Origin of the sequence: Thermomonas mangrovi (assembly GCF_028201335.1) — a bacterium.
Taxonomy (GTDB): Bacteria; Pseudomonadota; Gammaproteobacteria; order Xanthomonadales; family Xanthomonadaceae; genus Thermomonas; species Thermomonas mangrovi.
In genome coordinates, this window is sequence record NZ_JAPEVV010000001.1 from 426827 (window position 1) to 449545 (window position 22719).

General features: G+C 70.1%; 26 protein-coding genes and 1 other RNA gene. 14 read left to right on the top strand and 13 right to left on the bottom strand.

Annotation, left to right across the window (positions count from 1 at the left end; all coding sequences use genetic code 11):
- The 9 genes from ON759_RS02070 to asnS all read right to left on the bottom strand — a co-directional run bounded on the left by ON759_RS02070 (position 1) and on the right by asnS (position 7343).
- Complete coding sequence (locus tag ON759_RS02070) at positions 1 to 426, bottom strand: RidA family protein (protein WP_271678684.1); 426 nt, start codon at positions 424 to 426, stop codon at positions 1 to 3.
- On the bottom strand, positions 426 to 1088 hold the full coding sequence (gene can, locus ON759_RS02075; RefSeq protein WP_271678685.1) for a carbonate dehydratase: 663 nt from the start codon (positions 1086 to 1088) through the stop codon (positions 426 to 428). Before can ends, ON759_RS02070 begins: the two co-directional genes overlap by 1 nt.
- Positions 1085 to 2368: a hypothetical protein gene (locus tag ON759_RS02080; protein ID WP_271678686.1), complete on the bottom strand. Its 1284-nt coding sequence runs from the start codon at positions 2366 to 2368 to the stop codon at positions 1085 to 1087. The genes can and ON759_RS02080 overlap by 4 nt, the downstream gene beginning before the upstream one ends.
- Positions 2365 to 3792 (bottom strand): aldehyde dehydrogenase, encoded by a 1428-nt coding sequence (locus ON759_RS02085; protein WP_271678687.1) that lies wholly within the window; start codon positions 3790 to 3792, stop codon positions 2365 to 2367. The genes ON759_RS02080 and ON759_RS02085 overlap by 4 nt, the downstream gene beginning before the upstream one ends.
- Before the next feature lie 104 nt (positions 3793 to 3896).
- Positions 3897 to 4682 (bottom strand): SDR family oxidoreductase, encoded by a 786-nt coding sequence (locus ON759_RS02090; RefSeq protein WP_271678688.1) that lies wholly within the window; start codon positions 4680 to 4682, stop codon positions 3897 to 3899.
- A gap of 9 nt (positions 4683 to 4691) precedes the next feature.
- Complete coding sequence (locus ON759_RS02095; protein WP_271678689.1) at positions 4692 to 5312, bottom strand: FMN-binding negative transcriptional regulator; 621 nt, start codon at positions 5310 to 5312, stop codon at positions 4692 to 4694.
- 6 nt (positions 5313 to 5318) lie between these two features.
- Positions 5319 to 5627, bottom strand: a complete 309-nt coding sequence (locus tag ON759_RS02100) for a hypothetical protein (RefSeq protein WP_271678690.1) — start codon at positions 5625 to 5627, stop codon at positions 5319 to 5321.
- Positions 5624 to 5926, bottom strand: a complete 303-nt coding sequence (locus tag ON759_RS02105; RefSeq protein ID WP_271679014.1) for a hypothetical protein — start codon at positions 5924 to 5926, stop codon at positions 5624 to 5626. The genes ON759_RS02100 and ON759_RS02105 overlap by 4 nt, the downstream gene beginning before the upstream one ends.
- Positions 5927 to 5942: 16 nt before the next feature.
- Positions 5943 to 7343, bottom strand: a complete 1401-nt coding sequence (asnS, locus tag ON759_RS02110) for an asparagine--tRNA ligase (RefSeq protein WP_271678691.1) — start codon at positions 7341 to 7343, stop codon at positions 5943 to 5945.
- An 81-nt stretch (positions 7344 to 7424) separates the two neighbouring features.
- Between asnS and ON759_RS02115 the strand changes: the two genes are divergently transcribed.
- The 8 genes from ON759_RS02115 to ON759_RS02150 all read left to right on the top strand — a co-directional run bounded on the left by ON759_RS02115 (position 7425) and on the right by ON759_RS02150 (position 14367).
- Positions 7425 to 7766 carry a HesB/IscA family protein gene (locus tag ON759_RS02115; RefSeq protein ID WP_271678692.1) on the top strand — a complete coding sequence of 114 codons (342 nt, stop codon included), beginning with the start codon at positions 7425 to 7427 and terminating at the stop codon, positions 7764 to 7766.
- A 152-nt stretch (positions 7767 to 7918) separates the two neighbouring features.
- Positions 7919 to 8341 (top strand): 30S ribosomal protein S6, encoded by a 423-nt coding sequence (gene rpsF / locus ON759_RS02120; RefSeq protein WP_271678693.1) that lies wholly within the window; start codon positions 7919 to 7921, stop codon positions 8339 to 8341.
- 12 nt (positions 8342 to 8353) lie between these two features.
- Positions 8354 to 8584, top strand: coding sequence for a 30S ribosomal protein S18 (gene rpsR, locus ON759_RS02125; RefSeq protein ID WP_259303581.1), 231 nt, complete (start codon positions 8354 to 8356; stop codon positions 8582 to 8584).
- 206 nt (positions 8585 to 8790) lie between these two features.
- Positions 8791 to 9246: a 50S ribosomal protein L9 gene (gene rplI / locus ON759_RS02130; RefSeq protein ID WP_271678694.1), complete on the top strand. Its 456-nt coding sequence runs from the start codon at positions 8791 to 8793 to the stop codon at positions 9244 to 9246.
- Positions 9247 to 9458: 212 nt separating this feature from the next.
- Entirely contained in the window at positions 9459 to 10856 is a 1398-nt protein-coding gene (locus tag ON759_RS02135; RefSeq protein ID WP_271678695.1) for a replicative DNA helicase, read from the top strand.
- Positions 10857 to 10897: 41 nt separating this feature from the next.
- Positions 10898 to 12025, top strand: a complete 1128-nt coding sequence (alr, locus tag ON759_RS02140) for an alanine racemase (protein ID WP_271678696.1) — start codon at positions 10898 to 10900, stop codon at positions 12023 to 12025.
- 66 nt (positions 12026 to 12091) lie between these two features.
- Positions 12092 to 13597, top strand: a complete 1506-nt coding sequence (locus ON759_RS02145) for a WS/DGAT/MGAT family O-acyltransferase (RefSeq protein WP_271678697.1) — start codon at positions 12092 to 12094, stop codon at positions 13595 to 13597.
- Between the two features lie 92 nt (positions 13598 to 13689).
- Positions 13690 to 14367, top strand: a complete 678-nt coding sequence (locus tag ON759_RS02150) for a YiaD family glycine zipper/OmpA-like lipoprotein (RefSeq protein ID WP_271678698.1) — start codon at positions 13690 to 13692, stop codon at positions 14365 to 14367.
- Positions 14368 to 14424: 57 nt separating this feature from the next.
- Here ON759_RS02150 and ssrA read toward each other — a convergent pair.
- Positions 14425 to 14777: a transfer-messenger RNA gene (ssrA, locus tag ON759_RS02155) on the bottom strand.
- 96 nt (positions 14778 to 14873) lie between these two features.
- Here ssrA and ON759_RS02160 point away from each other — a divergent pair.
- Positions 14874 to 17078 (top strand): CHASE domain-containing protein, encoded by a 2205-nt coding sequence (locus ON759_RS02160; protein ID WP_271678699.1) that lies wholly within the window; start codon positions 14874 to 14876, stop codon positions 17076 to 17078.
- 20 nt (positions 17079 to 17098) lie between these two features.
- Here the strand turns inward: ON759_RS02160 and smpB are convergent, their stop codons facing one another.
- The gene (gene smpB / locus ON759_RS02165) at positions 17099 to 17596 is read right to left on the bottom strand and encodes an SsrA-binding protein SmpB (RefSeq protein ID WP_271678700.1); all 498 of its coding nucleotides are present in this window, start codon (positions 17594 to 17596) and stop codon (positions 17099 to 17101) included.
- Between the two features lie 56 nt (positions 17597 to 17652).
- Between smpB and ON759_RS02170 the strand changes: the two genes are divergently transcribed.
- Together ON759_RS02170 and ON759_RS02175 are read left to right on the top strand one after the other, a co-directional pair.
- Positions 17653 to 18081: a type II toxin-antitoxin system RatA family toxin gene (locus tag ON759_RS02170; RefSeq protein ID WP_271678701.1), complete on the top strand. Its 429-nt coding sequence runs from the start codon at positions 17653 to 17655 to the stop codon at positions 18079 to 18081.
- The gene (locus tag ON759_RS02175; protein ID WP_271678702.1) at positions 18081 to 18347 is read left to right on the top strand and encodes an RnfH family protein; all 267 of its coding nucleotides are present in this window, start codon (positions 18081 to 18083) and stop codon (positions 18345 to 18347) included. The genes ON759_RS02170 and ON759_RS02175 overlap by 1 nt, the downstream gene beginning before the upstream one ends.
- On the opposite strand, the gene ON759_RS02180 is transcribed toward ON759_RS02175, so the two are convergent.
- Positions 18344 to 18736, bottom strand: coding sequence for an outer membrane protein assembly factor BamE (locus tag ON759_RS02180; RefSeq protein ID WP_271678703.1), 393 nt, complete (start codon positions 18734 to 18736; stop codon positions 18344 to 18346). The two genes, ON759_RS02175 and ON759_RS02180, sit on opposite strands and share 4 nt — an antisense overlap.
- 138 nt (positions 18737 to 18874) lie before the next feature.
- Here ON759_RS02180 and fur point away from each other — a divergent pair, with 138 nt between their 5' ends.
- The gene (fur, locus tag ON759_RS02185; protein WP_271678704.1) at positions 18875 to 19276 is read left to right on the top strand and encodes a ferric iron uptake transcriptional regulator; all 402 of its coding nucleotides are present in this window, start codon (positions 18875 to 18877) and stop codon (positions 19274 to 19276) included.
- Here fur and recN read toward each other — a convergent pair.
- Positions 19273 to 20949, bottom strand: coding sequence for a DNA repair protein RecN (gene recN, locus ON759_RS02190; protein ID WP_271678705.1), 1677 nt, complete (start codon positions 20947 to 20949; stop codon positions 19273 to 19275). The genes fur and recN overlap by 4 nt on opposite strands.
- A gap of 79 nt (positions 20950 to 21028) precedes the next feature.
- Between recN and hrcA the strand changes: the two genes are divergently transcribed.
- Both hrcA and grpE read left to right on the top strand, forming a co-directional pair.
- A complete protein-coding gene (gene hrcA, locus ON759_RS02195) occupies positions 21029 to 22072 on the top strand; it encodes a heat-inducible transcriptional repressor HrcA (RefSeq protein WP_271678706.1) in 1044 nt (347 codons plus the stop codon).
- Between the two features lie 52 nt (positions 22073 to 22124).
- Positions 22125 to 22625 carry a nucleotide exchange factor GrpE gene (grpE, locus tag ON759_RS02200; RefSeq protein ID WP_271678707.1) on the top strand — a complete coding sequence of 167 codons (501 nt, stop codon included), beginning with the start codon at positions 22125 to 22127 and terminating at the stop codon, positions 22623 to 22625.
- Positions 22626 to 22719: the final 94 nt, after the last annotated feature.

Here is a 22719-nt window from a genome sequence, read left to right on the forward strand (position 1 = left end):
TCAGTCCTCCAGGTGGGCGACGCACTTGAGTTCGATCGCGATCGGCGTCGGCAGCGCGGTGATGCCCAGGGTGGTGCGGCAGGGGGCGGTGGCGGCATCGGGGAAATGCTCGGCCCAGACCGCGTTGTAGGCCGCGAAGTCGCGCGCCATGTCGGTCAGGTAGACGGTGACGTCGACCAGGTCCTCCCAGCGCGCGCCGCTGGCCTCCAGCACGGTGCGCACGTTGGCGAACACCGCGCGCGCCTGCGCGTCGATGTCGTAGGCGATGAGGTGGCCGTCGGCATCGTGGACGTTGCCGGGGATGCCGTTGCTCGCCGGGTCGCGCGGGCCGATCCCGGACAGGTACAGCGTGCGGCCCACGCGCCGGGCGTGCGGGTAGTGGCCGACCGCGCGCGGGGCACCAGTGGCATGGATCGCGCCCGACATCAGCGGTCTTCCCGGTCGTCGCGGATGCGCGCCAGCGCGGCGACGTACTGCGGTTCCAATTGATCGATGCCGGCCACGTCGAGGCCGAGGTCGTGCACGCGGCCGTCGCGCAGGGTGTACACCCAGCCATGCACCGCGAGCACCTGGCCACGCGCCCAGGCATCCCGCACGATGGTCGTCTGGCAGACATTGGCGACCTGCTCCAGCGCGTTCAGCTCGCACAGGCGGTCGTGCTGCAGCGGTTCCTCGCCTGCGCCGGCCAGCAGCCCGGCATGCTTCTCGGCGACGTCGCCGACGTGGCGGATCCAGTTGTCGGCCAGGCCCACGCGCGCCCGGGTCAGCGCCGCGTGGACGCCGCCGCAGCCGTAGTGGCCGACGACCAGGATGTGCTCGACCTGCAGCACGTCGACCGCGAACTGGATCACCGAGAGGCAGTTGAGGTCGGTGTGCACGACCACGTTGGCGATGTTGCGGTGGACGAAGACCTCGCCCGGCGCGAGGTCGACGACCTGGTTGGCGGGCACGCGCGAATCGGAGCAGCCGATCCACAGGTATTTCGGGGCTTGCTGGCGCGAGAGGCGCTGGAAGAAGGTCGGGTCCTCGCGCGAGATGCGCTCGGCCCATTCGCGGTTCTTGGCGAGCAGGTGGTCGAGTCGGTTCATGGGGCGGCGGCGCTCGTTGTGGTGGCGTCGGGCGCGGATGGTACCTGCAAGCGCCGTTCGCCCAGCGTGTTGCCGTCGCCGCCGGTGTAGCGCAGGCGGTATCCGCCGGGCGCGAGGTAGAGCGGCGTGCCGGCGTCGCGCTCGGCCAGCATCACGAACTGGTCGGCCGGGATCGCGTCGTCGCCTTCCGCGGCATGGCGCGCCTCGGCGAGGCAGGGCAGGTGGCCCAGGCACGGCGTGAGGTCGATGGCGACCGGCTGCCGGCGCCCGTCGAGGCTGAGCCAGGCGGGCCGCAAGGCCTCGCGGTCGTCGTCCGGCAGCACCACGCTGGCGTCGTACCGCGCCGGCAAGGCGCTCCAGGCGGTTGCGCCTTCGCGCGCCAGCAGCACGCTGGGCGCCCGGATCGCGAACGCGCGGGCCAGGCGCGCCTGCGCCTCGCCGTCCTCCCAGCCCAGCTTGGTCTGGTCCAGCGCGAGCACCGGCAGGCCCGACAGGCGCATGAACTCGCGCGCCATCGGGTCGGCCTGGGCCGGTTGGCTGGCGGCTTCCTTGCCGATGTGGCCGTAGCCGGCGTGGACCAGCAGCTTGGCGTCGGGCTGCGTGCGCACGAGGTCGGCGAGGACCTGTGCCATCCCGGTTTCGCGCTGCTGCTGGGTCTGCCCGGGGCCGGACTCGGGCTCGTAGGGGACCAGCACGTAGCCCAGGCGGATCGCCTCGCGGATGAGTGCGGCGAACACCGGGTCGCGCGTGTAGTAGCCGCTGTCGAGGGTGGGATAGCCCTTCGGCAACGGGTTGGGCGCCAGCGTCTCGACCGCGAGATGGGTGTACCCCTGCGCGCGCAACGGCGCCAGCAAGGCCAGGGTCAGCAGGCGCGTGCGCGGCTGGTGGTGCGATTCGTTGACCATCACCACGCGCAGGTGGCGCGCCTGCGCCGCGACCCAGTCGGCCGCCGGCAGCGCGCGATGGCTGGCCGGCGTCGGCAGGCCCGAAGGCGCGGGCGAGCGATCGCGGTAGGGGAAGGTGCGGTAGGCCTCGTTGGGGCGGCCGAGGTTGGCCAGGCTGGCCGCCAGGGTCTGCGCCGCGAGTTGCTTCCAGACCGGATTCGCCTCGACCTCGGGGCCGCTCATGAACCGGAATTCCTCGAACGGCGTCGTGGTGGCCTGCATGCGCTTGAAGAACGCCGCCATCGCATCCGCCGGATCGTCGCCCGCGAGGGCGGGGGCGGCGGACGCTAGCAGGCATGCGGCCAGCATGGTGCGCGTCGAACGGATCGCACTCATGGCAGGGCGATGCAGACGTTCTTGGGGTCGGTGAAGAAGCGCATCGCTTCCATGCCGCCCTCGCGGCCCAGGCCGGAGGCGCCGGTGCCGCCGAATGGCGTGCGCAGGTCGCGCATCAGCCAGGTGTTGATCCACACGATGCCGACGTCGAGGGCGGCCGCGAGCCGGTGCGCCCGCGCGAGGTCGCGCGTCCACACGCTGGCGGACAGCCCGTAGTCGCCGGCATTGGCCCATGCCAGCGCCTGCGCTTCGTCGTCGAACGCTTGCAGCGTGGCCACCGGGCCGAAGATCTCCTCGCGGTTGGTGGCGCAGGTCGCGTCGAGGCCGTCGATCACCGTGGGCGCGAGGTACCACCCCGGCCGATCCAGCGCGTCGCCGCCGCACAGCACGCGGCCGCCCTCGGCACGGGCGCGCTCCAGCGCCGCGAGGATCTTGTCGAAGTGCGCCTGCGAGACCACCGGCCCCACCTGGGTGCCGGGTGCGAGCGGTGCGCCGACCTGCAAGGCGCGGACGCGGGCCACGAAGGCCTCGCGGAACTCGTCGTACACGGCGCGTTCGACCAGCAGGCGCGAGCCGCACAAGCAGATCTGCCCGCTGTTCTGGAAGGCGCTGCGCACCAGCGTGTCCAGTTGCGCGCGCCAGTCGCTGTCGGCGAACACGAGGGTCGCGTTCTTGCCGCCCAGCTCCAGTGACAGCTTCTTGAGCATAGGCGAGGCGATGCCGGCGATGCGCCGGCCGACCGCGGTGCTGCCGGTGAACGAGATCGCCTTGACCCGCGGATGCGCGACCAGGGCTTCGCCGACCGCCGGCCCGAGGCCATGCACGATGTTCAGCACGCCCGGGGGCAGCCCGACCTCCAGCGCCAATTCGCCGAGCAGAGTCGCGCTGGCCGGGGTCACCTCCGAGGGCTTCGCGACCACCGCATTGCCCGCGGCCAGCGCCGGCGCGATCTTCCAGGTGAACAGGTACAGCGGCAGGTTCCACGGGCTGATGCAGCCGACCACGCCGAGCGGGCTGCGCAGCGTGTAATTCAGGCCGGCTTCGCCGTGGTGCGACTCGCTGGCGAACTGGGTGGCCGCGTGGGCGAAGAAGCGCAGGTTGCTGACCGCGCGCGGGATCTCGATGTCGCGGGCCAGCGCGAGCGGCTTGCCGGCGTCGACTGCCTCGGCGCGGGCGAAGGCCTCGATGCGCGCCTCCAGCGCATCCGCGAGGCGCTCCAGGTGGCGGGCACGTTCGCTGTTGCGCAGCCCGGCCCAGCCGGGGGCGGCCTGCCGGGCGGCGTCGACGGCGTCGGCCACGCTGGCGGCATCGCCATCGGCGACCTCGGCGTACGCCTCGGCGGTGTCGGGATCGAAGACCGGGCGCCACTGGCGACTGGTGGGCGCACCGCTTGCGGGGCCGATGACATGTCCGAATCGCTGCATGCGCGCAGCTTACCCGGCGCGTGCTGGACGGTCATGCCGCCCTGCGGCGTGGAGGCGCGCGCCGGTGGCGTCCGTCCCGGCGGGATCGATGTCGCGCGGGCGGCTCAGATCGACTGCATGCGGCCGCCATCCACCGCGATCGACTGGCCATCGACGTAGGCCGCGGCCGGCGTGCACAGGAAGGCGATCATGCCGGCGATCTCGGCGGCCTCGGCGAAGCGTCCCACCGGCACGCTGGCCAGCATCGCCCTGGCGATCTCCTCGCGAGGCTTGCCCGACGCCGCGCTGCGGTCGGCCAGGATCTGCTCCAGCCGCTGGGTGCGGGTGTAGCCGGGCAGCACGTTGTTCACCGTGATGCCGTCGCCGGCGAGTTCGCGCGACAGCGTCTTGGCCCAGCCGGCCACGGCGCCACGGATGGTGTTGGACACACCGAGGTTGGGGATCGGCTCGTACACCGAGGTCGAAATCACGTTGACGATGCGGCCCCAGCCGGCCGCTTGCATCCCGGGCAGCACCGCCTGCAACAGCCGCTGGTTGGCGACGAGGTGCTTGTTGAAGGCATCCAGGTAGGCATCGATGCCGGCCGCGTGCGCCGGACCGCCGGGCGGTCCGCCGGTGTTGTTGACCAGGATGTGCACCGGCGCGTCGGCCGCCAGTGCGGCGACGGCGCGTCCGAGCGCGTCGCCCTGCGCGACATCGGCGGCCACGATCCCGTGCGCCTGGCCGTGCGGGGTCGGCAGGTCGGCCAGCGCCGCGCGCAGCGCCTCCTCGCGACGCGCGAGCAGGGTGACGCGGGCGCCGAGCGACGCGAGCTCGCCCGCGGTCGCGCGCCCAATGCCTTCGGAGGCGCCGCACACCAGGGCATGTTTCCCGCGCAGGTCCAGGTCCATGGTCGTTCCTCAGGGCAGGGCGGCCTGCATGCGCGCGGCGATCGCGCGGGCGTCGGCATCGTCGCGGGCGGCCAGTGCGGCGGAGACCGCGCGCCGGTTGGCCTCGGGGTGGTTCTGGCTCAGCTTGGCCTTGATCTCGATCCGCGTGGGTTCGAAGCGGAAGCCGACGATGCCGCTCAGCATGGCGAGTTGTCGCGCGTCCACGGGGTCGAATTCCCAGTCGCTGCCGACGGTCGCCTCGAAATGCCGACTCAGGCGCGCCACCAGGTCGGCCAGGCCCGCCTCATCCTCGAAGGTGGCCAGCGTGCCGTGCAGGTGCGCGACCACGTAGTTCCAGGTCGGCACGCGGCCGGCCTCGTGCTTGTCGGGATAGCAGCCCGGCGACACGTAGGCGTGCGGACCGTGGACGATGGCGAGGGCCTCGCCGCCATGCGCGGCCTGCGGATTGGGGCGCGCCCAGTGGCCCTCCAGCCGCACCCGGTCGCCGTCGCGCCGGTAGAGCACCGGCAGGTGCGACACGAACGGCACGCCGGCGGCATCGGGGGTCACCAGGGTGATGAACGGGTCGGCGGCGAACAGCGCATCCAGTTGCGCGAGGTCAGGCTCGGCGAAGGCGCGCGGCAGGTACATCGCGGCTCAGGCGCGGCCACCGAGCTGCTGCACCATCCGCGGGCGCAGCGCTTCGTCGTCCTCGCCGCGCGGCGGTGCCAGCTCGGTCAGCGAGAAGCCGCGGGCCAGCGCGTCGTCCTCGTCGAGGCCGTCGAACTCCACGAATTCGGCGTCCATCAGCGACGCCCGCGCGGTGTCCGGGCTGTCGTAGGGCAGGGTGTTGCCGTCGCAGTCGAAGACTTCGGCGGTGCCGGCCTCGCGCTCGCGCAGGCGGGCCCAGACGATGGTTCGGCCCAGGCTCGCCAGCCACCAGCCCTCGCGGTCGCCGGCGCTCACAGCGCGTTGCCCACGAGCCAGAGCAGGCCACCGCCGGCGATGCCGCCGAGGATCACCAGCAGGGAGATGCGCGAAGGCGTCGCCAGCCCCGACAGGCCGCGGTCCGGCGTGCCCCGGTAGTCGCCGCGCAGCAGCCACCACAGTGCCTTCGGCTTCAGGAAGGCGCCTTCGCCCAGTTCCGCGGTGATCTGCGGATGGCGGTCGCGGATGTGGACCAGCGCCAGCGGCCAGAAGATCACGAACGCGGTCGCGCCGGCGATCGCGATCGCGAACGCGGTGAGCGCGAAGAACAGGACCAGGTCGGCATCCATCGGCTCAGAACTCCGCGCTGCCCGGCGCGCGCGGGTAGGCGATGGCGTCGCGGATGTTGGCCAGGCCGCAGACGTACACCACCAGGCGCTCGAACCCCAGCCCGAAGCCGGCGTGCGGCACCGTGCCGTAGCGGCGGAAGTCGCGATACCAGCCGTAGTGCGCTGGGTCCAGGCCGAACTGCGCCATGCGCGCGTCCAGCATGTCCAGGCGTTCCTCGCGCTGGCTGCCGCCGATGATCTCGCCGATGCCGGGGGCCAGCACGTCCATCGCGGCGACCGTGCGGCCGTCGTCGTTCAGGCGCATGTAGAACGCCTTGATCTGTTCCGGGTAGTTCATCACCACCACCGGGCGGCCGACGTGTTCCTCGGTCAGCCAGCGCTCGTGCTCGGTCTGCAGGTCCAGGCCCCATTCCACCGGGAACTCGAACTTCTTGCCGGACTTCTGCAGCAACGCGATCGCATCGGTGTAGTCGATGCGCTCGAACGGCGCGTTGATGAAGCCCTCCAGGCGGCTGATCGCATCTTTCTGCACGCGCTCGGCGATGAACGCCATGTCGTCGCCGCGTTCCTCGAGCACCGCGCGGAACAGGTACTTGAGGAAGTCCTCTGCGAGGTTGGCGTCGTCGTTGAGGTCGGCGAACGCGATCTCCGGCTCGATCATCCAGAATTCGGCCAAGTGGCGCGTGGTGTGGCTGTTCTCGGCGCGGAACGTGGGGCCGAAGGTGTACACCTTGCTCAACGACAGGCAATAGGCCTCGACGTTGAGCTGGCCGGACACGGTCAGGAAGGTTTCCTTGCCGAAGAAGTCGCGGCTGAAATCCACGTTGCCCTTGCCGTCGCGCGGCAGGTTGGCCATGTCCAGCGTCGACACCCGGAACATCTGCCCGGCGCCCTCGGCGTCGGAGGTGGTGATGATCGGCGTGCTGATCCAGTAGAACTGGCGCTCGTGGAAGAATCGGTGCACGGCCTGCGCCAGGCAGTGGCGGATGCGGGTCACCGCGCCGAACAGGTTGGTGCGCGGGCGCAGGTGGGCGAACTCGCGCAGGTATTCCAGCGAATGCTGCTTGGGCTGCATCGGGTAGGTGAGCGGGTCCTCGACCCAGCCGACGACTTCGATGCCGGATGCCTGCACCTCGAAGCTCTGGCCCTGGCCCTGCGACTTCACCAACGTGCCGGTGGCGATGACCGCGCAGCCGGTGGTCAGGTGCTTCACCTCGGACTCGTAGTTGGGCAGGGTGTCCGGCGCGACCACCTGGATCGGCGCGAAGCAGGAGCCATCGCTGACGTTGACGAAGCTCAGCCCGGCCTTGGAGTCGCGGCGGGTGCGGACCCAGCCCTTCACGGTCACCTGCCCGCCCTCGGGCGCGTGCCCGGCGAGCGCCTGGGCCACCGAAAACATGCTCATGCGCTTGAAATCCTGCGTGTCGGCATCGAAATAGGGTGCAGAGTTTACCGGAGCGGCATCGCTTCCAATTAGAATCCCGCCATGGCCGTCACCCTCAGCGAATCCGCCCGCCTCCGCATCCGCGGCTATCTCGACGCCGACCCCGCCGCCCTCGGGCTGCGCTTCGGGGTCTCGCGCACCGGCTGTTCCGGCTGGGGCTACAAGGTGGACATGGCCCGTGCCGCCGGCGACGACGACCGGGTGTTCGAGGACCAGGGCGTGCGGATCTACGTGGACGCCGCCAGCCTGCCGCTGGTCGACGGCACCGAGATCGACTTCCTCAAGCAGGGGCTGAACGAGCAGTTCGTGTTCCGCAACCCCAACGTGGCCGGCGAATGCGGCTGCGGAGAGAGCTTCACCACCGACGCCGACCGCGCCGCCTGAGGCGCTGCGCCCGCGGTTTGCGCGTAAGTCCTTGAATCTGCCATAATCGGCGGCTCCCGTTCGCGGGAGGCCTTGCCCGAACGCGCCGCGCCTGCGGTGGCCGAGGGCTCACCGGGCGGCATCCCGCCGCCGGCATCCACAAGGAAACCACCATGCGTCATTACGAAATCGTGTTCCTGGTCCATCCGGACCAGAGCGAGCAGGTCCCGGCGATGATCGAGCGCTACAAGGGCGCGATCGAAGCCGGCGAGGGCAAGGTCCACCGCCTCGAGGACTGGGGCCGCCGCCAGCTGGCCTACCCGATCCAGAACCTGGTCAAGGCCCACTACGTGCTGATGAACGTGGAAGCCCCGCAGGCCGTGCTCGACGAGCTGGTCGACGGCTTCCGCTTCAACGACGCGGTGCTGCGCCACCTGGTCATGCGCCGCGACGACGCGGTGACCGAGCAGTCCCTGATCATGAAGAACAAGGACGAGAAGGGCGACAAGCCCGAGCGTGGCGAGCGCCGCCGCCGCGACGACGAGAGCGACAGTGCCGTCGGCACTGGCGATTCCGAATCCGCCGAAGCCGCCTAAGGAGCCACGTCCATGTCCAAGTTCTTCCGCCGCCGCAAGTTCTGCAAGTTCACCGCCGAGGGCGTGACCGAGATCGACTACAAGGATCTCAACACCCTCCGCCAGTACCTGACCGAGACCGGCAAGATCGTGCCCAGCCGCATCACCGGCACCAAGTCCAAGTACCAGCGCCAGCTGCAGGCCGCCGTGAAGCGCGCGCGGTTCCTGGCGCTGATCCCCTACACGGACAACCACAACGTCTGACGCTTCGCCTGCTCGGCGTGGCGGTGTCGCTGGTCGGCCGCGCGCATCCTCATTGACGCCCAGTCAACTGCGGTGCGCGCGTCCTCCCGCTCCTTGCCACGCCTTCGCATGCTGTGCGTCGCTGATCGTTCGTCGATCTGAAATCCCGTCCATTCGGACAGCACCAGTTGCGGCGCGCCGCGTCGCTAACGAATAGGAGCAACACCATGCAACTGATCCTCCTGCAGAAGGTCGTGAACCTCGGCAACCTCGGCGACAAGGTCGACGTGAAGCCGGGCTACGGCCGCAACTTCCTGGTCCCGCAGGGCAAGGCCGTGCCGGCCACCGCCGCCAACCTGGCCGAGTTCGAGGCCAAGCGCGCCGACTACGAAGCCAAGGCCCAGGCCGCGCTCGACGCCGCCAATGGCCGCCAGGCCAAGCTGGCCGACGCCAGCGTGACCATCTCCGCCAACGCCTCGACCGAAGGCAAGCTGTACGGCTCGGTCGGCCCGCGTGAGATCGCCGAAGCGATCACCCGCCAGCTGGGCGTGGAAGTGGGCAAGTCGGAAGTGGTGATGGGCGAAGGCCCGATCCGCCACACCGGCGAGACCGAGGTCATCGTGCACCTGCACGCCGATGTCGAATCCACCGTCAAGGTGGTCGTGGTGCCGGACGCCGCGTAAGCCGCGTCGCCATCGCACGATCGCAACGGGCGCCGAGAGGCGCCCGTTTTCTTTGGCGGCATCCTGCGCTCGTCGCAGCTGGTGAGATTCCCACCGGTTATCCACAGCGTTATCTGCAACGCTCGCCGGCTGGCGCGACTACGATGCTTCCCTACGCACAAGAACAACAACCGATCCGCGACGACGGATCGCACCGGGGATCCGTTTTGCCGATGAGCGCACGACCGCAGCAGCGTCGCGACCAGTACGACACCAGGATCGAGCAGTTGCGGGTGCCCCCGCAGTCGGTGGATGCCGAGCAGGCCGTGCTCGGCGGCCTGATGCTGGACCCGAACGCCTTCGACCGCGTCGCCGACCAGCTTTCGGATGCCGACTTCTACCGGCGCGACCACCAGCTGATCTTCCGCGCGATCCGCGAGCTGGCGGAGAAGAACCGCCCGTTCGACGCGGTCACCCTCGGCGAGTGGTTCGATTCCCAAGGGTTGTCGGAGCAGGTCGCCGGCGGCGCCTACCTGGTCGAGCTGGCCAGCAGCACGCCGAGCGCCGCGAACATCAAGGCCTACGCGGAGATCGTCCGCGACAAGGCGATCCTGCGCCAGCTGATCGAGGTCGGCACCGGCATCGTCAACGATGGCTTCCAGCCCGAGGGACGCGATTCCAGCGAACTGCTGGCCAAGGCCGAGCAGGAGGTGTTCGCGATCGCCGAGGCCGGCTCGAAGGGCAAGCAGGACTTCACCCCGGTGCGCAAGGCACTGCTGGAGGCGTTCGACGTCCTGCAGACGCGGGCGGAGCAGGGCGGTGGCGTCACCGGCCTGTCCAGCGGCTACACCGAATTCGACGAGATGACCGCAGGCCTGCAGCCGACCGACCTGGTGATCCTCGCGGCGCGCCCGTCGATGGGCAAGACCACGCTGGCAATCAACATCGCCGAATACGCCGCGCTGAAGTCGAAGAAGGCGGTGGCGGTGTTCTCGATGGAAATGTCGGCCAGCCAGCTCGCGCTGCGCATGATCTCGTCGGTGGGACGGGTCAACGCGACGCGCCTTCGCACCGGCGCGCTCGAGGACGAGGACTGGAGCCGGGTGTCCAGCGCGATCCAGCTGATGCGCGAGATCAAGGTCTTCATCGACGACACCCCGGCGCTATCGCCGGACGTGCTGCGCGCCAAATCGCGCCGCCTGAAGCGCGAGCACGACCTCGGCCTGATCGTGATCGACTACCTGCAGCTGATGCAGGTGCCGGGCAACAGCGAGAACCGCGCGACCGAGATCTCCGAGATCAGCCGTTCGCTGAAGGCGCTGGCCAAGGAGCTGAACGTGCCGGTGATCGCGCTGTCGCAGCTCAACCGCTCGCTGGAAACCCGCACCGACAAGCGCCCGGTGATGGCCGACCTGCGCGAATCCGGCGCGATCGAGCAGGACGCGGACATGATCGTCTTCATCTACCGCGACGAGTACTACAACAAGGAAAATTCGCCGGACAAGGGGCTGGCCGAGATCATCATCGGCAAGCAGCGAAACGGCCCGACCGGCAGCTTCAAGCTGAAGTTTTTCGGCGAGTACACCCGCTTCGACAACCTGGCCCACGATTCGGTCGGCAGCTTCGAGTAAGCCCGGTAGGCACCGCGCCGCGCGCGTGGTCGAATAGCGCGATGAGCGATCCCGTTACCCAGCGTCCCAGCCGCATCGTGGTCGACCTGTCCGCGGTCGGCGACAACCTGCGGGCGATCCGCGCCCATGTCGGCGTGCCGGTGATGGGCATCGTCAAGGCGAATGCGTACGGCCACGGGCTGGTGCCGGTGGCGCGCCACCTGGAGGCCTGCGGCGTCGACCGCCTCGGCGTCGCCTTCGTGGAGGAGGGCATCGCCCTGCGCCGCGCCGGCATCCGCCTGCCGATCCTGGTGCTGGGCGGGATCTTCGGGCCGCAGGTCGCCGACTACCTCCGCCACGAGCTGGAGATCACCGTCTCCTCGCTGGACAAGCTGCGCCAGGTCGAGTCGGTGGCCGAGGCGCTGGGGCAGCGCGCCCGCGTGCACCTGAAGATCGATACCGGGATGGAGCGGATCGGCGTCCACAGTTATTCCTGCGCCGGCTTCATCGAGGCGGCGGCGGCTTCGCGCTGGTGCGACATCGTCGGCGTGTACTCGCACCTCGCCTGCGCCGACGACCCGGGATCGCCGATGACCGACCGCCAGGTGGAGCGCTTCGCCGAGGCCTGCGCGCACTTCACGCGGATCGGCGCGCCGATGCCGCTGCGCCACCTCGCCAATTCCGGCGGCGTGCTGCATGCGCCCGGCACCTGGCTGGACCTCGTGCGGCCCGGGATCATCCTCTACGGCGTGCTCCCGGATCCGGCCTCGCAGGCGACCCTCGCGTTGCGGCCCGCGTTGTCGCTGGTGTCGCGCGTGGTGTACTTCAAGGTCGTCCGCGCCGGCGGCACGGTGAGCTACGGCGCGACCTGGACCGCGGCCACCGACACCCGCATCGCCACCATCCCGGTGGGCTACGGCGACGGTTACCCGCGGGCGCTGTCCTCGCGCGGCGAGGTGTTGCTGCGGGAGCATCGCCGGCCGATCGCCGGCCGTGTGTGCATGGACCAGTTCATGGTGGACCTCGGTCCGGACGGCACGGCCTACAACGAGGACGAGGTGGTGCTGGTCGGCCGACAGGACGGGCAGGCCATCCGCGTGGAGGACATCGCGCGGCAGGCGGGGACCATCCCCTACGAGATCCTGACCGGGCTCAACGAACGCATCCCGCGCGCTTACGTCGGCGGGTGACCGCGCCCCTGCGTTGACCGTTTTCGGGTGGGCGTGATTCACTCGGCGCACCCCGGGGAGGAACCGATGGCCACGCCGAAACCGCGCCGCAAGCCCGCCGAAGCTCCCGCCGCCGGGCGACGCCCGAAGCGTGAACCGATGTCGCGCGTGGACACCGCGTGGCTGCGGATGGAGCGCCCGACCAACCCGATGATGATCACCGGCGTGCTGATGTTCGCCGAGCCGATGTCGCTGGCGCAGCTCAAGCGGGTGATCCAGAAGCGATTCCTGGCCTACCGCCGTTTCCTGCAGAAGCCGGTCGAGGGCGCCGCCGGCGCCTCGTGGGTGGAGGACGAAACCTTCGACCTCGACTGGCATGTGCGCCTGTCCGGCCTGCCGGGCAAGCACGGTCCCGCCGCCGAGAAGAAGGCGCTGGAGCGCTTCGCCAGCCAGCTGGCCTCCAGCCCGCTGGACCCGACCAAGCCGCTGTGGCAGTTCCACCTGGTCGAGCGCTACCAGGGCGGTTCGGCGCTGGTGGCGCGCATCCACCACTGCTATGCCGACGGCATCGCGCTGGTCCAGGTGCTGCTGTCGCTGACCGACACCGACCGCGACTCCTCCCGCGAGACACGCCTCGACCGGGCCTGGCTCAAGCATGAAGGCGCCCGGGTCGCCCAGCGTGTCGGCGCGGTCGACCGCTACATGAAGCTGGGCGGCAAGATGCTGGAGCAGGGGATGGCGATGTACCGCGATCCCACGCTGGCGGGCCTGCTGGCGAAGGAGGGCGGCGAGATCGCCCGCGAGCTGGTGCATGCGCTGGCGCTCCCGGACGATCCGCCATCGCTGCTGCGCGGCCGGCTGGGGGTCAGCAAGCGGGTGGCCTGGGCCGAGCCGCTGTCGCTGGAGGAAGTGAAAGCCGTCGGTCGCGCCTGCGACTGCACGGTCAACGACGTGCTGATGGCCGCCGCGGCGGGCGCCCTGCGCGGCTACATGCTGGAACGCGGCGAGCACCTCGAGGGCATGACCCTGCGCGCCACCGTCCCGGTCAACCTGCGCCCGCTGGAGCATGCCAAGAAGCTCGGCAACCACTTCGGACTGGTATTCCTCGAGCTCCCGGTCGGGGAGGACAACCCGTTGCGCCGGCTGGAACGCGTCGCCGAGTGCATGAATCAGTTGAAGACATCTCGGCAAGCAATTGTTGCTTATGGACTTCTTGCCGCGCTTGGGGTGGCCCCGCCGCCGGTGCAGGAGCTTGCCTTGGAGATGTTCAGCCGCAAGGCCAGCGCGGTCGCCACCAATGTCCCGGGGCCCCAGCAGCCGCTGTATCTCGCCGGTTGCACCCTGCGGGACATGATGTTCTGGGTGCCGCAAACCGGCTCGATCGGCATCGGCCTGTCGATCCTGAGCTACCGCGGGCAGGTCCACTTCGGGCTGATCGCGGATGCGCGATTGATACCCGACCCCGATGCCGTGATCCGGCGGTTCGGCGAGGAGTTCGAGAAGCTCCTGTACCTGGCGCTCATGGGCAGTTGGGATGCTCCGCTCAACGCGGCCGCCGCGCACGCGATGATGCACGCCGAAACGCCAGCTTAATGGCTCTTCACGCGTTCACGTGGCGGCCACGTGGCGACGCCTAGCGTAGCCACGTCATTCAGGGCAGGCCTGAATCCACACGAGGACCGACGATGAATTCCCAGACGCTGAAGCTCGCCCTGCTGGGCGCCACCCTTGCTGCCTTCACTGCCGGTTGTGCCAGCTACACCGGGCAGACCAACGATCCGAACGATCCCAACCGTACCAAGCGCGGCGCGCTGATCGGTGCCGGCATCGGCGCGGTGGCCGGCCTGCTCAGCGGCGGCGATGCCGTCGAGCGTCGCCAGCGCGCGATGGTCGGTGCCGGTATCGGCGCCCTGGCCGGTGGCGGCATCGGTGCGTACCAGGATCGCCAGGAAGCCGAGCTGCGTCGCCAGACCGCGGGCACCGGCATCGATGTCAGCCGCGACGGCGACGTGATCAAGCTGAACCTGCCAGACGGCGTCACCTTCGATTTCGCCAAGTACGACCTGAAGCCGCAGTTCTACCCGGCGCTCAACACCGTGGCCGCGACCCTGAAGGAGTACAACCAGACCATCGTCGAGGTCAGCGGCCACACCGACAGCATCGGCTCTGATGCCGCCAACCAGACCCTGTCCGAGCGCCGCGCCAATGCGGTCGCGGGCTACCTGATGGGCCAGGGCGTGCAGCGCGAACGCTTCGAGATCGTCGGCATGGGCGAGCGTTATCCGGTCGCCAGCAACGACACCGACTCGGGCCGTGCGCTCAACCGCCGGGTCGAGATCCGCCTGCTGCCGCTGCAGGGCTGATCCCTCGCAGCGCGTCGCATCAAAAAAACGGGCCGCCCTGGGGCGGCCCGTTTGCATTGGTGGAGGTGGGCGGAATCGAACCGCCGTCCGAAGGTACTCCAGGCCCGGCACTACATGCTTAGCTCACCGTTTGGTCTCGCCCTGCGGCAACACGGCGTGCGAAGCACACCGCAGGACACACCCGCTTGATCTAGGCCACGGTTGGCGGGTCGCCGCCGCAGCCGATCCTGTGATCATGACCCTACATCCACGAGCACAGGCACAAGTGGGTTCGGGGCTAGGCCTTAAGCGGCCAGAGCGTAGACGTCGTCGTTGGCGTCTGATTGTTTGCCGCTGGATTAACGAGGAAAGCTGCCCCCTCGGCATGCGCCGTGCGATTTCGCAACCCCCGTCGAAGCCAGTGCACCCCCGGGAATGTCGATGTCGCCGACATGGTCAGTATAGGTCCGCGTGGCGCGACCACAAGGGTGAAACAGCCTTCGCCTGCGCATGGTTATCCTTGGCTCATGTCCGAACGCACCGATCCCGGGGCTGAAGCCGCCGTATCCCGCCGCTTCCGCCTGGGCCATCCCGCCGCCCTGCTGGTCCTCGTGTTTTCGCTGGCCCTGGTCATCGGCATCTGGCGCGATGCGCGCCAGCGCGAGCTGCAACTGGCGGAGACCCAGTTCCGCGCGCGGGTGGGGCGGATCGCCAACCTGGTCGCCGAACGCCTGGACAACTACGAGCTCACCCTGAAGGGCGGCGCATCGCTGGTGTCCGCCGTGCAGTGGCCGGCGCCCGCGCACTGGCGCAGCTACGCGGCCGGGATGGACCTGCCGCTTCGATTCCCCGCCGTCATCGGGTTGGGCTTTGCCGCCTACGCGGATTCCGGGCGATTGACGTCCCTGCAATTGCTGATGCGCGACGCCGGTAGCGGTCGCTTCGAGGTGCGTCCGCGCGGACGGCGCGCGCACTACGGCCCGATCGTGCTCCTGGAGCCACACACGCCCGAGAACCTGCTGGCGATCGGGTACGACATGTATGCCGAGCCGACGCGGCAGGCGGCGATGAAGTCCGCGATGGACAGCGGCCAGAGTCGCCTGACCGCACCGGTCAGGCTGGTGCAGGATGGGGCGCGGCCGATCGCCGGCATGCTGATGTACACGCCGGTCTACCAGGGTCAGGAGCCGCAGTCGGCGCCGGCGCGCCGCACCGCGATGAAGGGCTGGGTCTACCTGCCGTTCCGGGTGGTGCCGATGATCCAGTCGGTGACGGCGTCGGCGCGCGGCAGCGAGAAAATGCGGATCGTGGATGTGACCGGGCAGCGCCAGGTCGTGTTCTATGAGGAAGCCGGCATCGAGGGCGGCGATGCCTTCGCCTACAGCCTGCCGATGGACCTCCATGGGCGGCGCTGGCGCTTCGACTTCTACTCGGGCCCGGTCGCGACCGCCGCGCCGAACCTGGCCCGGCTCGATTGGCTGTTGCTCTCCGGCATCGCGGTTGCGTTGCTGCTGTTCGCCACGACCTGGGTGCTGGCGTCCACCGAATCGCGCGCGCGACGCCTGGCCAATGCGATGACCGCCTCGTACCGACGCAGCGAGGAACGCTTCCGCAGCGCGATGCAGTACTCGGCGATCGGCAAGGCCCTGCTTGATACCGAAGGCCGGATCGTCGAGAGCAATCCGTCGTTCGCGGGCATCGTGGGGCGGCAATCGGGGGAGCTGGTGGGCCTGCCGCTGGCCGACCTGCTGGACGATGCGGCCGCCGACGGCATCGGCACCAGCCAGCAATTGCAGGCCATCGGCGAGGCGGGCGGGGTGGTGCGCGGCACCCGGACCCTGCATCGCCGCGATGGCGAGCAACGCCAGGTGCAGCTCACCTTCGCCCCGGTCCCCGGCGATCCCGGACGCGACATCGCCCGCCTGGTGCAGGTCGAGGACGTCACCGAGCGCGTGCGCGCCGAGCGCGAAGTGCTCTCGCTTAACCGCACGCTGGAGGCGCGCGTGGCCGCCCGTACGCGGGAGTTGCGCGAGGCCAACCGCGAACTCGAGTCCTTCGCCTACAGCGTCTCGCACGACCTGCGCGCGCCGCTGCGCTCCATCGAGGGTTTCAGCCGCATCCTCGGCGAGCGCCATGCCGGCCAGCTCGATGCGAATGGGCTGGACTACCTGCAACGCGTGCGCAATGCGACCGGGCGCATGGCCAGCCTGATCGATGCCCTGCTGAAGCTGTCGCGGGTGGGCCGCGGATCGCTCACGCGCGAGCGGGTCGACCTGTCGGCGATGGCCTCCGAAGTGGCGGCAGCCCTGGCCGAGCAAGCCGAGCATGCGCCCGAGGTGCGGATCGCACCCGGCCTGCGCGTCGAAGGGGACCGTGCGCTGCTGCGCACCTTGCTCGAGAACCTGCTCGGGAATGCGTTCAAGTTCACCCGCGGCACGCCGGGCGCGCGGGTGGAATTCAGCAGTGCGCGCGATGCCTCCGGGCGGGTGGCGTACGTGGTCCGCGACAACGGCGCCGGCTTCGACCAGGCCTATGCCGACAAGCTGTTCCAGCCGTTCCAGCGCCTGCACAGCCAGGAGGCCTTCGCCGGGCATGGCATCGGCCTGGCATCGGTGAAGCGCATCGTGGAGCGGCATGGCGGCAGCATCCGTGCCGAAGGGCGGCCGGGGCAGGGTGCGACGTTCGTCTTCACTCTCGGCGACGCTTTCGAGGACGCGCCCGACGCCGGTTGAAACCGGTCACGGCGTGACGCTCAGGCGTCCTTGTTGTGCCGTCGCAGCAGGCGCTGCTTCTCGCGGTTCCAGTCGCGCTCCTTGCTGGCCTCGCGCTTGTCGTGCTGCTGCTTGCCGCGCGCCAGCGCGATTTCCGCCTTGACCTTGTTGCCTTTCCAGTACAGGGCCATGGGGATCAGGGTGTAGCCGTCGCGCTGCACGCGCCCGATGAGCTCGTCGATCTCGCGCCGGTGCAGCAGCAGCTTGCGGGTGCGGCGATCGTTTGCGACCACGTGGGTGGAGGCCTGGATCAGCGGCGTGATCTGCGCCCCGACCAGGAACAGCTCGCCCGACAGCACCACCGCGTAGGCATCGCCGATGTTGGCGCGCCCGGCGCGGATCGCCTTCAGCTCCCAGCCCTGCAGGGCAAGGCCGGCCTCGAGCTTGTGCTCCAGGTGGTATTCATGGCGCGCGCGCTTGTTGAGGGCGATGGTGCCGCCGCCGTTTGGCTTATCCTTGCCGGTCTTCTTGTTGCTCATCCCGTCATTCTCGCCGATCCCGCCGCCTTGCGCCGCGTCGGCGCGCTGGAGCCGCGATGCCGGTCATCACTCGCAGTGCCTTGGTCGAACATTCCGCATCGCGCATGTTCGCGCTGGTCAACGACATCGCGGCCTATCCGCGCCGGTTCGAGTGGTGCCGCGATGCCAGGGTCCTCGAGCAGGACGCGGGCAGGGTGCTGGCGCGGCTGGAATTGGGCATTGGCGGCTTCCACACCTGGTTCACGACGGAGAACCTGCTGTCGCCGCCGCACCATGTCGACATGGCCCTGCGCGACGGGCCGTTCGCGCGCCTGCAGGGGCGCTGGGAGTTCCATGCGCTCGACGAGTGCGCCTGCAAGGTCACGCTGAAGCTCGATTTCGAGCCGCAGTCGAAGCTGCTGGCGCCGGCGATGTCGCTGGGCATGCAAGGCCTGGCCGACCGCATGGTCGATGACTTCGTGCGCGAAGCGGACCGGGGCGGCTGATGCGGGTGCAGCTGGTGCGCGCGTGGCCCGGGCGGTGCGAGACCACCGAGGTGGAGGTGCCCGAGGGTGCCTGCGTCGGGGATGCGTTGCGGGCCACCGGCTGGCGATGCGAGCCCCCGTTCGTCGGCTTGGCGATCTTCGGCCAGCTGGCCGACGCCTCAACGCGCCTGCAAGACGGCGACCGGGTGGAGTTGTTGCGGCCGTTGCAGCTGGATCCCAAGGAGGCCCGGCGCCGACGCGCCGAGGCCCGCAAGCGCACGGCCTAGCGACCGCCCTTCTTCTTGTCCTTGGCCAGGTTCGGGCCGAACTGCCTGATCACCTGCACCGCGAGTTCGGAGTCCTGCTCGGGGAAGTACTCGCCTTCCCAGGTGGTGACCACGCCTTCCTGGAAGAACACGGTCAGCGTCTTCACTTCCGGCTTGCCGGTGCGGCCGAGGCGCTCGCTGGCGGCGTAGTCCCAGCGATCCTGGTGGAAGGGATCGCGGATCGACGGCGTGCCCAGCAGGGTCATCACCTGGCGCTGGTCCATGCCTGCCTGCAACTGGTCGACCGCGGACTTCTCGAGCAGGTTGCCCTGGTAGATCGGCTGGCGGTACATCAGCCCGCAACCACTGGCGAACGTCACGGCGAGGAGGAGCGGGAGCAGCTTGCGCATCGAGGTCACGGGCGAGTCACGAATGCACCGATGATACACTCAACACGGCCCGCGACAGCCCGCAAGGGCTGCGCGGGGCACCCCCGGCGGCAGGCGTTCACGCCGCGTTGCCGGCGGCATCGCTTCCGCGGAGCAGGCATGGAATCGCAGGATCTACGCAAGGTCGGACTCAAGGTCACCCACCCGCGGATGCGGATCCTGGAACTGCTGGAGCAGAGCAAGCCCCGGCACATGACCGCCGAGGACATCTACCGGCACCTGATGGCCGTCGGCGAGGAGATCGGGCTGGCCACGATCTATCGCGTGCTGACCCAGTTCGAGTCGGCCGGCCTGGTGCTCAAGCACAACTTCGAGGGCGGCCACGCGATCTACGAACTCGACCGCGGCGAGCACCACGACCACATGGTCGATGTCGATACCGGCAAGGTCATCGAGTTCCACAGCGACGAAATCGAGGCCCTGCAGCGCAAGATCGCCGCCCAGCACGGCTACGACATCGAGGACCACGCGCTGGTCCTATACGTCCGCAAGCAGCGCTAGCCCGCAGGCGCTCCCGCCGCGTCCAGCAACAGTTGCCGCGCGGCCGCCCGCGCCTCGTCGGTCAGGCGGCTGCCGCCGAGCATCCGCGCGACTTCCTCGATCCGCGCCGGCGCATCCAGCAGCACCACGGCGGACTGGGTGATGCCGTCCCGCGCGGCCTTGCTCACCCGGTAATGCGCATGCCCGGCGGCCGCGACCTGCGGCTGGTGGGTCACGCACAGCACCTGGCGATTGCCGCCCAGCGCGCGCAGCCGGGCCCCGACCGCGGCCGCGACCGCACCGCCGATGCCGGCATCCACTTCGTCGAAGACCATCGTCGGCACCGCGTCCAGGCCGAGCGTGGCGACTTCGATCGCCAGCGAGATGCGCGACAGTTCGCCGCCGGAGGCGACCTTGCGCAGCGGCCGTGGCGGTTGCCCGGGGTTGGCCGTGACCAGGAATTCCGCGCGTTCCGCGCCGAGCGGATCGGGGGCGTCGACGTCGTTCGCGGGGAGCGCCACCTCGAAGTGGGCGCCCTGCATGCCGAGGCCAGCGATCAGGTCCGCGACCGTGCCGGCCAGCGCGTCGCCCGCGCGTCGGCGCGAGGCGCCGAGGACGGCGGCGGCCTCTTGCCACGCGGCATGGGCGATCGTGATCGCGCGATCGAGGTCGAGCAGGCGCTGTCCCGCATCCTCCAGCGAGACCCACTCCGCCGCCAGCGCATCGCGATGTGCCGCCAATGCAGCCGGCGCGACGCGGTGCTTGCGGGCGAGATCGTGGACCCGGCCCAGGCGTCGCTCGAGCGTGGCCAGGCTGTCGGGGTCGAGGTCGAGGTCGCCGCGGATGCGTTCCAGCGCCGCAAGGGCCTCGTCCAGCTGGATCGCGGCGGAGTCGAGCAGCGCGTCGACCTCGCCCAGACGCGGTTCGTGCGTGGCTTCGCGTTGCAGGATGGCCTGCAGCTTGCGTGCACGTTGCGGCAGGGCGTCGTCGCCGCCCAGGCCGTCCAGCGCCTGATCGCAGGCGGCCACGAGGGTCGCGGCGTGCGCCTGCCGACGATGCGCGGCATCGAGTTCGGCCAGCGCTGCGGGTTCCAGCGACTCGGCTTCGAGTTCGTCGAGCTGGTGGCGCAACCATGCGCGCCGGTCGGCGACGTCGCCACGGGCGAGCAGGGCATCGCGCTCCGCGGCCAGCGACTGCCAGCGGCGGGCGGCCGCGCGCACTGCGTCGAGCAGCTCGGGATGCCGCGCGTAGGCGTCCAGCAGGGTGGTCTGTGTGGCGCGCGAGAGCAGGGCCTGTTGTTCGTGCTGGCCGTGGATGCCGACCAGCAGCGCCGCGAGCTCGCCCAACTGCGAGAGGCTGGCCGCGCGGCCGTTGATCCATGCCCGCGAGCCGCCATCGGCGCGCAGGGTGCGGCGAAGCTGGCAGGCCTCGCCTTCGTCGAGGTCGTTGTCGCGCAGCCAGGTGGCCGCGGGCGGGCAGTCGGCGAGCTGGAACTCGGCTTCGAGCTCGGCGCGTTGCGCGCCATGCCGGACCGCGCCGGCGTCGGCGCGCGCGCCGCACAGGAACCCCAGCGCGTCCACCAGCAGCGACTTGCCCGCGCCGGTCTCGCCGGAAATGACGGTCAGCCCGTCGGCGAACGCCAGTTCAGCGTGCGCGACCACGGCGAAATCGCGGATGGACAGGCGGCTCAGCATGGCCGCGCATTGTGCCCGTTCCCGGGGGCGGGCCGATAGCGCTTGCGCGCGCCGGGTCCGCCGCTTACAACGCAGGGCCATGGCCCGTCCCGCCGACATCGCCCACGACCCGCGCGCGCGCCAGCTGCTGCGCACGCTGGTGTCGCGCCACATCCGCGATGGCGAACCGGTCGGCTCGCAGACCCTGGCCCGGCATTCGGGCCTCGACGTCAGCCCGGCCACCATCCGCAACATCCTGGCCTCGCTGGAGGATGCCGGCCTGCTCGCGGCGCCGCACACCTCGGCGGGCCGGGTGCCGACCGCGCAGGGCTACCGCCTGTTCGTCGATTCGCTGCTGCAGGTGCGGCCGCTGCCGGACGAGGAAGTCGCCCGCCTGCGCAGCGAACTGCCAGCCGGCGCGGGAACCCAGGCGCTGCTCGGCAGCACCTCGGAGTTGCTGTCGGCGATGACCCATTTCGTCGGCATGGTCAGCGTGCCCAAGCGCGAGACCTTCGCCTTCCGGCAGATCGAATTCGTCGCCCTGGATCCGCACCGCGTGCTCGCGATCCTGGTGTTCGCCGACGGCGAGGTGCAGAACCGCGTCGTGCAGGTGCGCCGGGCCTTCGACCCCGCCGAACTGGAGCAGGCCGCGCGTTACCTCAACGCGCATTTCGCCGGGCAACCGCTGGCGACCATCCGCGCCAGCCTGCTGCGCGACCTGCGCGATGCCCGCAGCGAGATGGAACGGTTGCTGGCGAGCTCGGTGGAACTGGCCGAGCAGGCCTTCGCCCCCAGCCGCGACGACATGCTGCTGGCCGGGCAGACCCGGCTGATGGGCTTGCAGGAGCTGGCCGACCTCGACCGCCTGCGTGCGCTGTTCGAGGCCTTCGCGGAGAAGCGCGAGCTGTTGCAGTTGCTCGAGCGCACCGCGAAGGCGCCGGGCATGCGGGTGTTCATCGGAGAGGAAACCGGCCTGGCGCCGCTGGAAGGGATGTCGCTGGTGACCGCGCCCTACGGCCACGAGGGTCGCACGCTGGGCGTGCTGGGGGTGATCGGCCCCAGCCGGATGGCCTACGACCGGGTGATCCCGGTGGTCGAGGCCGCCGCGGCGGCACTGGGCGCGGCCTTGAATCCGGAGCGTTGAGGCCCCATTGCCGCGGTCAGTGCGGCGCGAAGCCGCGTCCCGACCGCAGGCCATGACCCACGACCCGATGCACGATGCCCCCGAAGCCAGCGACGCCGCGGCGACGGACGAACTGGAGGCGCTGCGCGCCGAACTCGAGCAACTCAAGGCGCAGTCGCTGGTCGAGCGCGCCGACCTGGAGAACCAGCGCAAGCGCATCGCCCGCGAGATCGAGACCGCGCGCAAGTTCGCCAATGAACGCCTGCTCGCCGACCTGCTGCCGGTGTTCGACAGCCTCGATGCCGGCCTTGCTGCCGCGGGCGCCGACGCCGGCGCGCTGCGCGATGGCCTGGAGCTGACCTACCGGCAGTTGCTGAAGGTGGCCGGCGACAACGGCCTCAGCGTGGTCGACCCGACCGGCGCCGCGTTCAACCCCGAGCACCACCAGGCGATCAGCCAGGTCGATGCAGGCGACGCCGCGCCGGGCAGCGTGGTGCAGGTGTTCCAGAAGGGCTACCTGCTCAACGGCCGGCTGCTGCGGCCGGCGATGGTCGTGGTCGCGCGCGAGGACTGACGCGGTCCGCAACCCCGCCGCGGCGCGCCCCTTGAAGCGCCCGCCGCGGCCCCCAGATAGGCGGCATCGGCGCACGGCGCCCCCGAATACAACG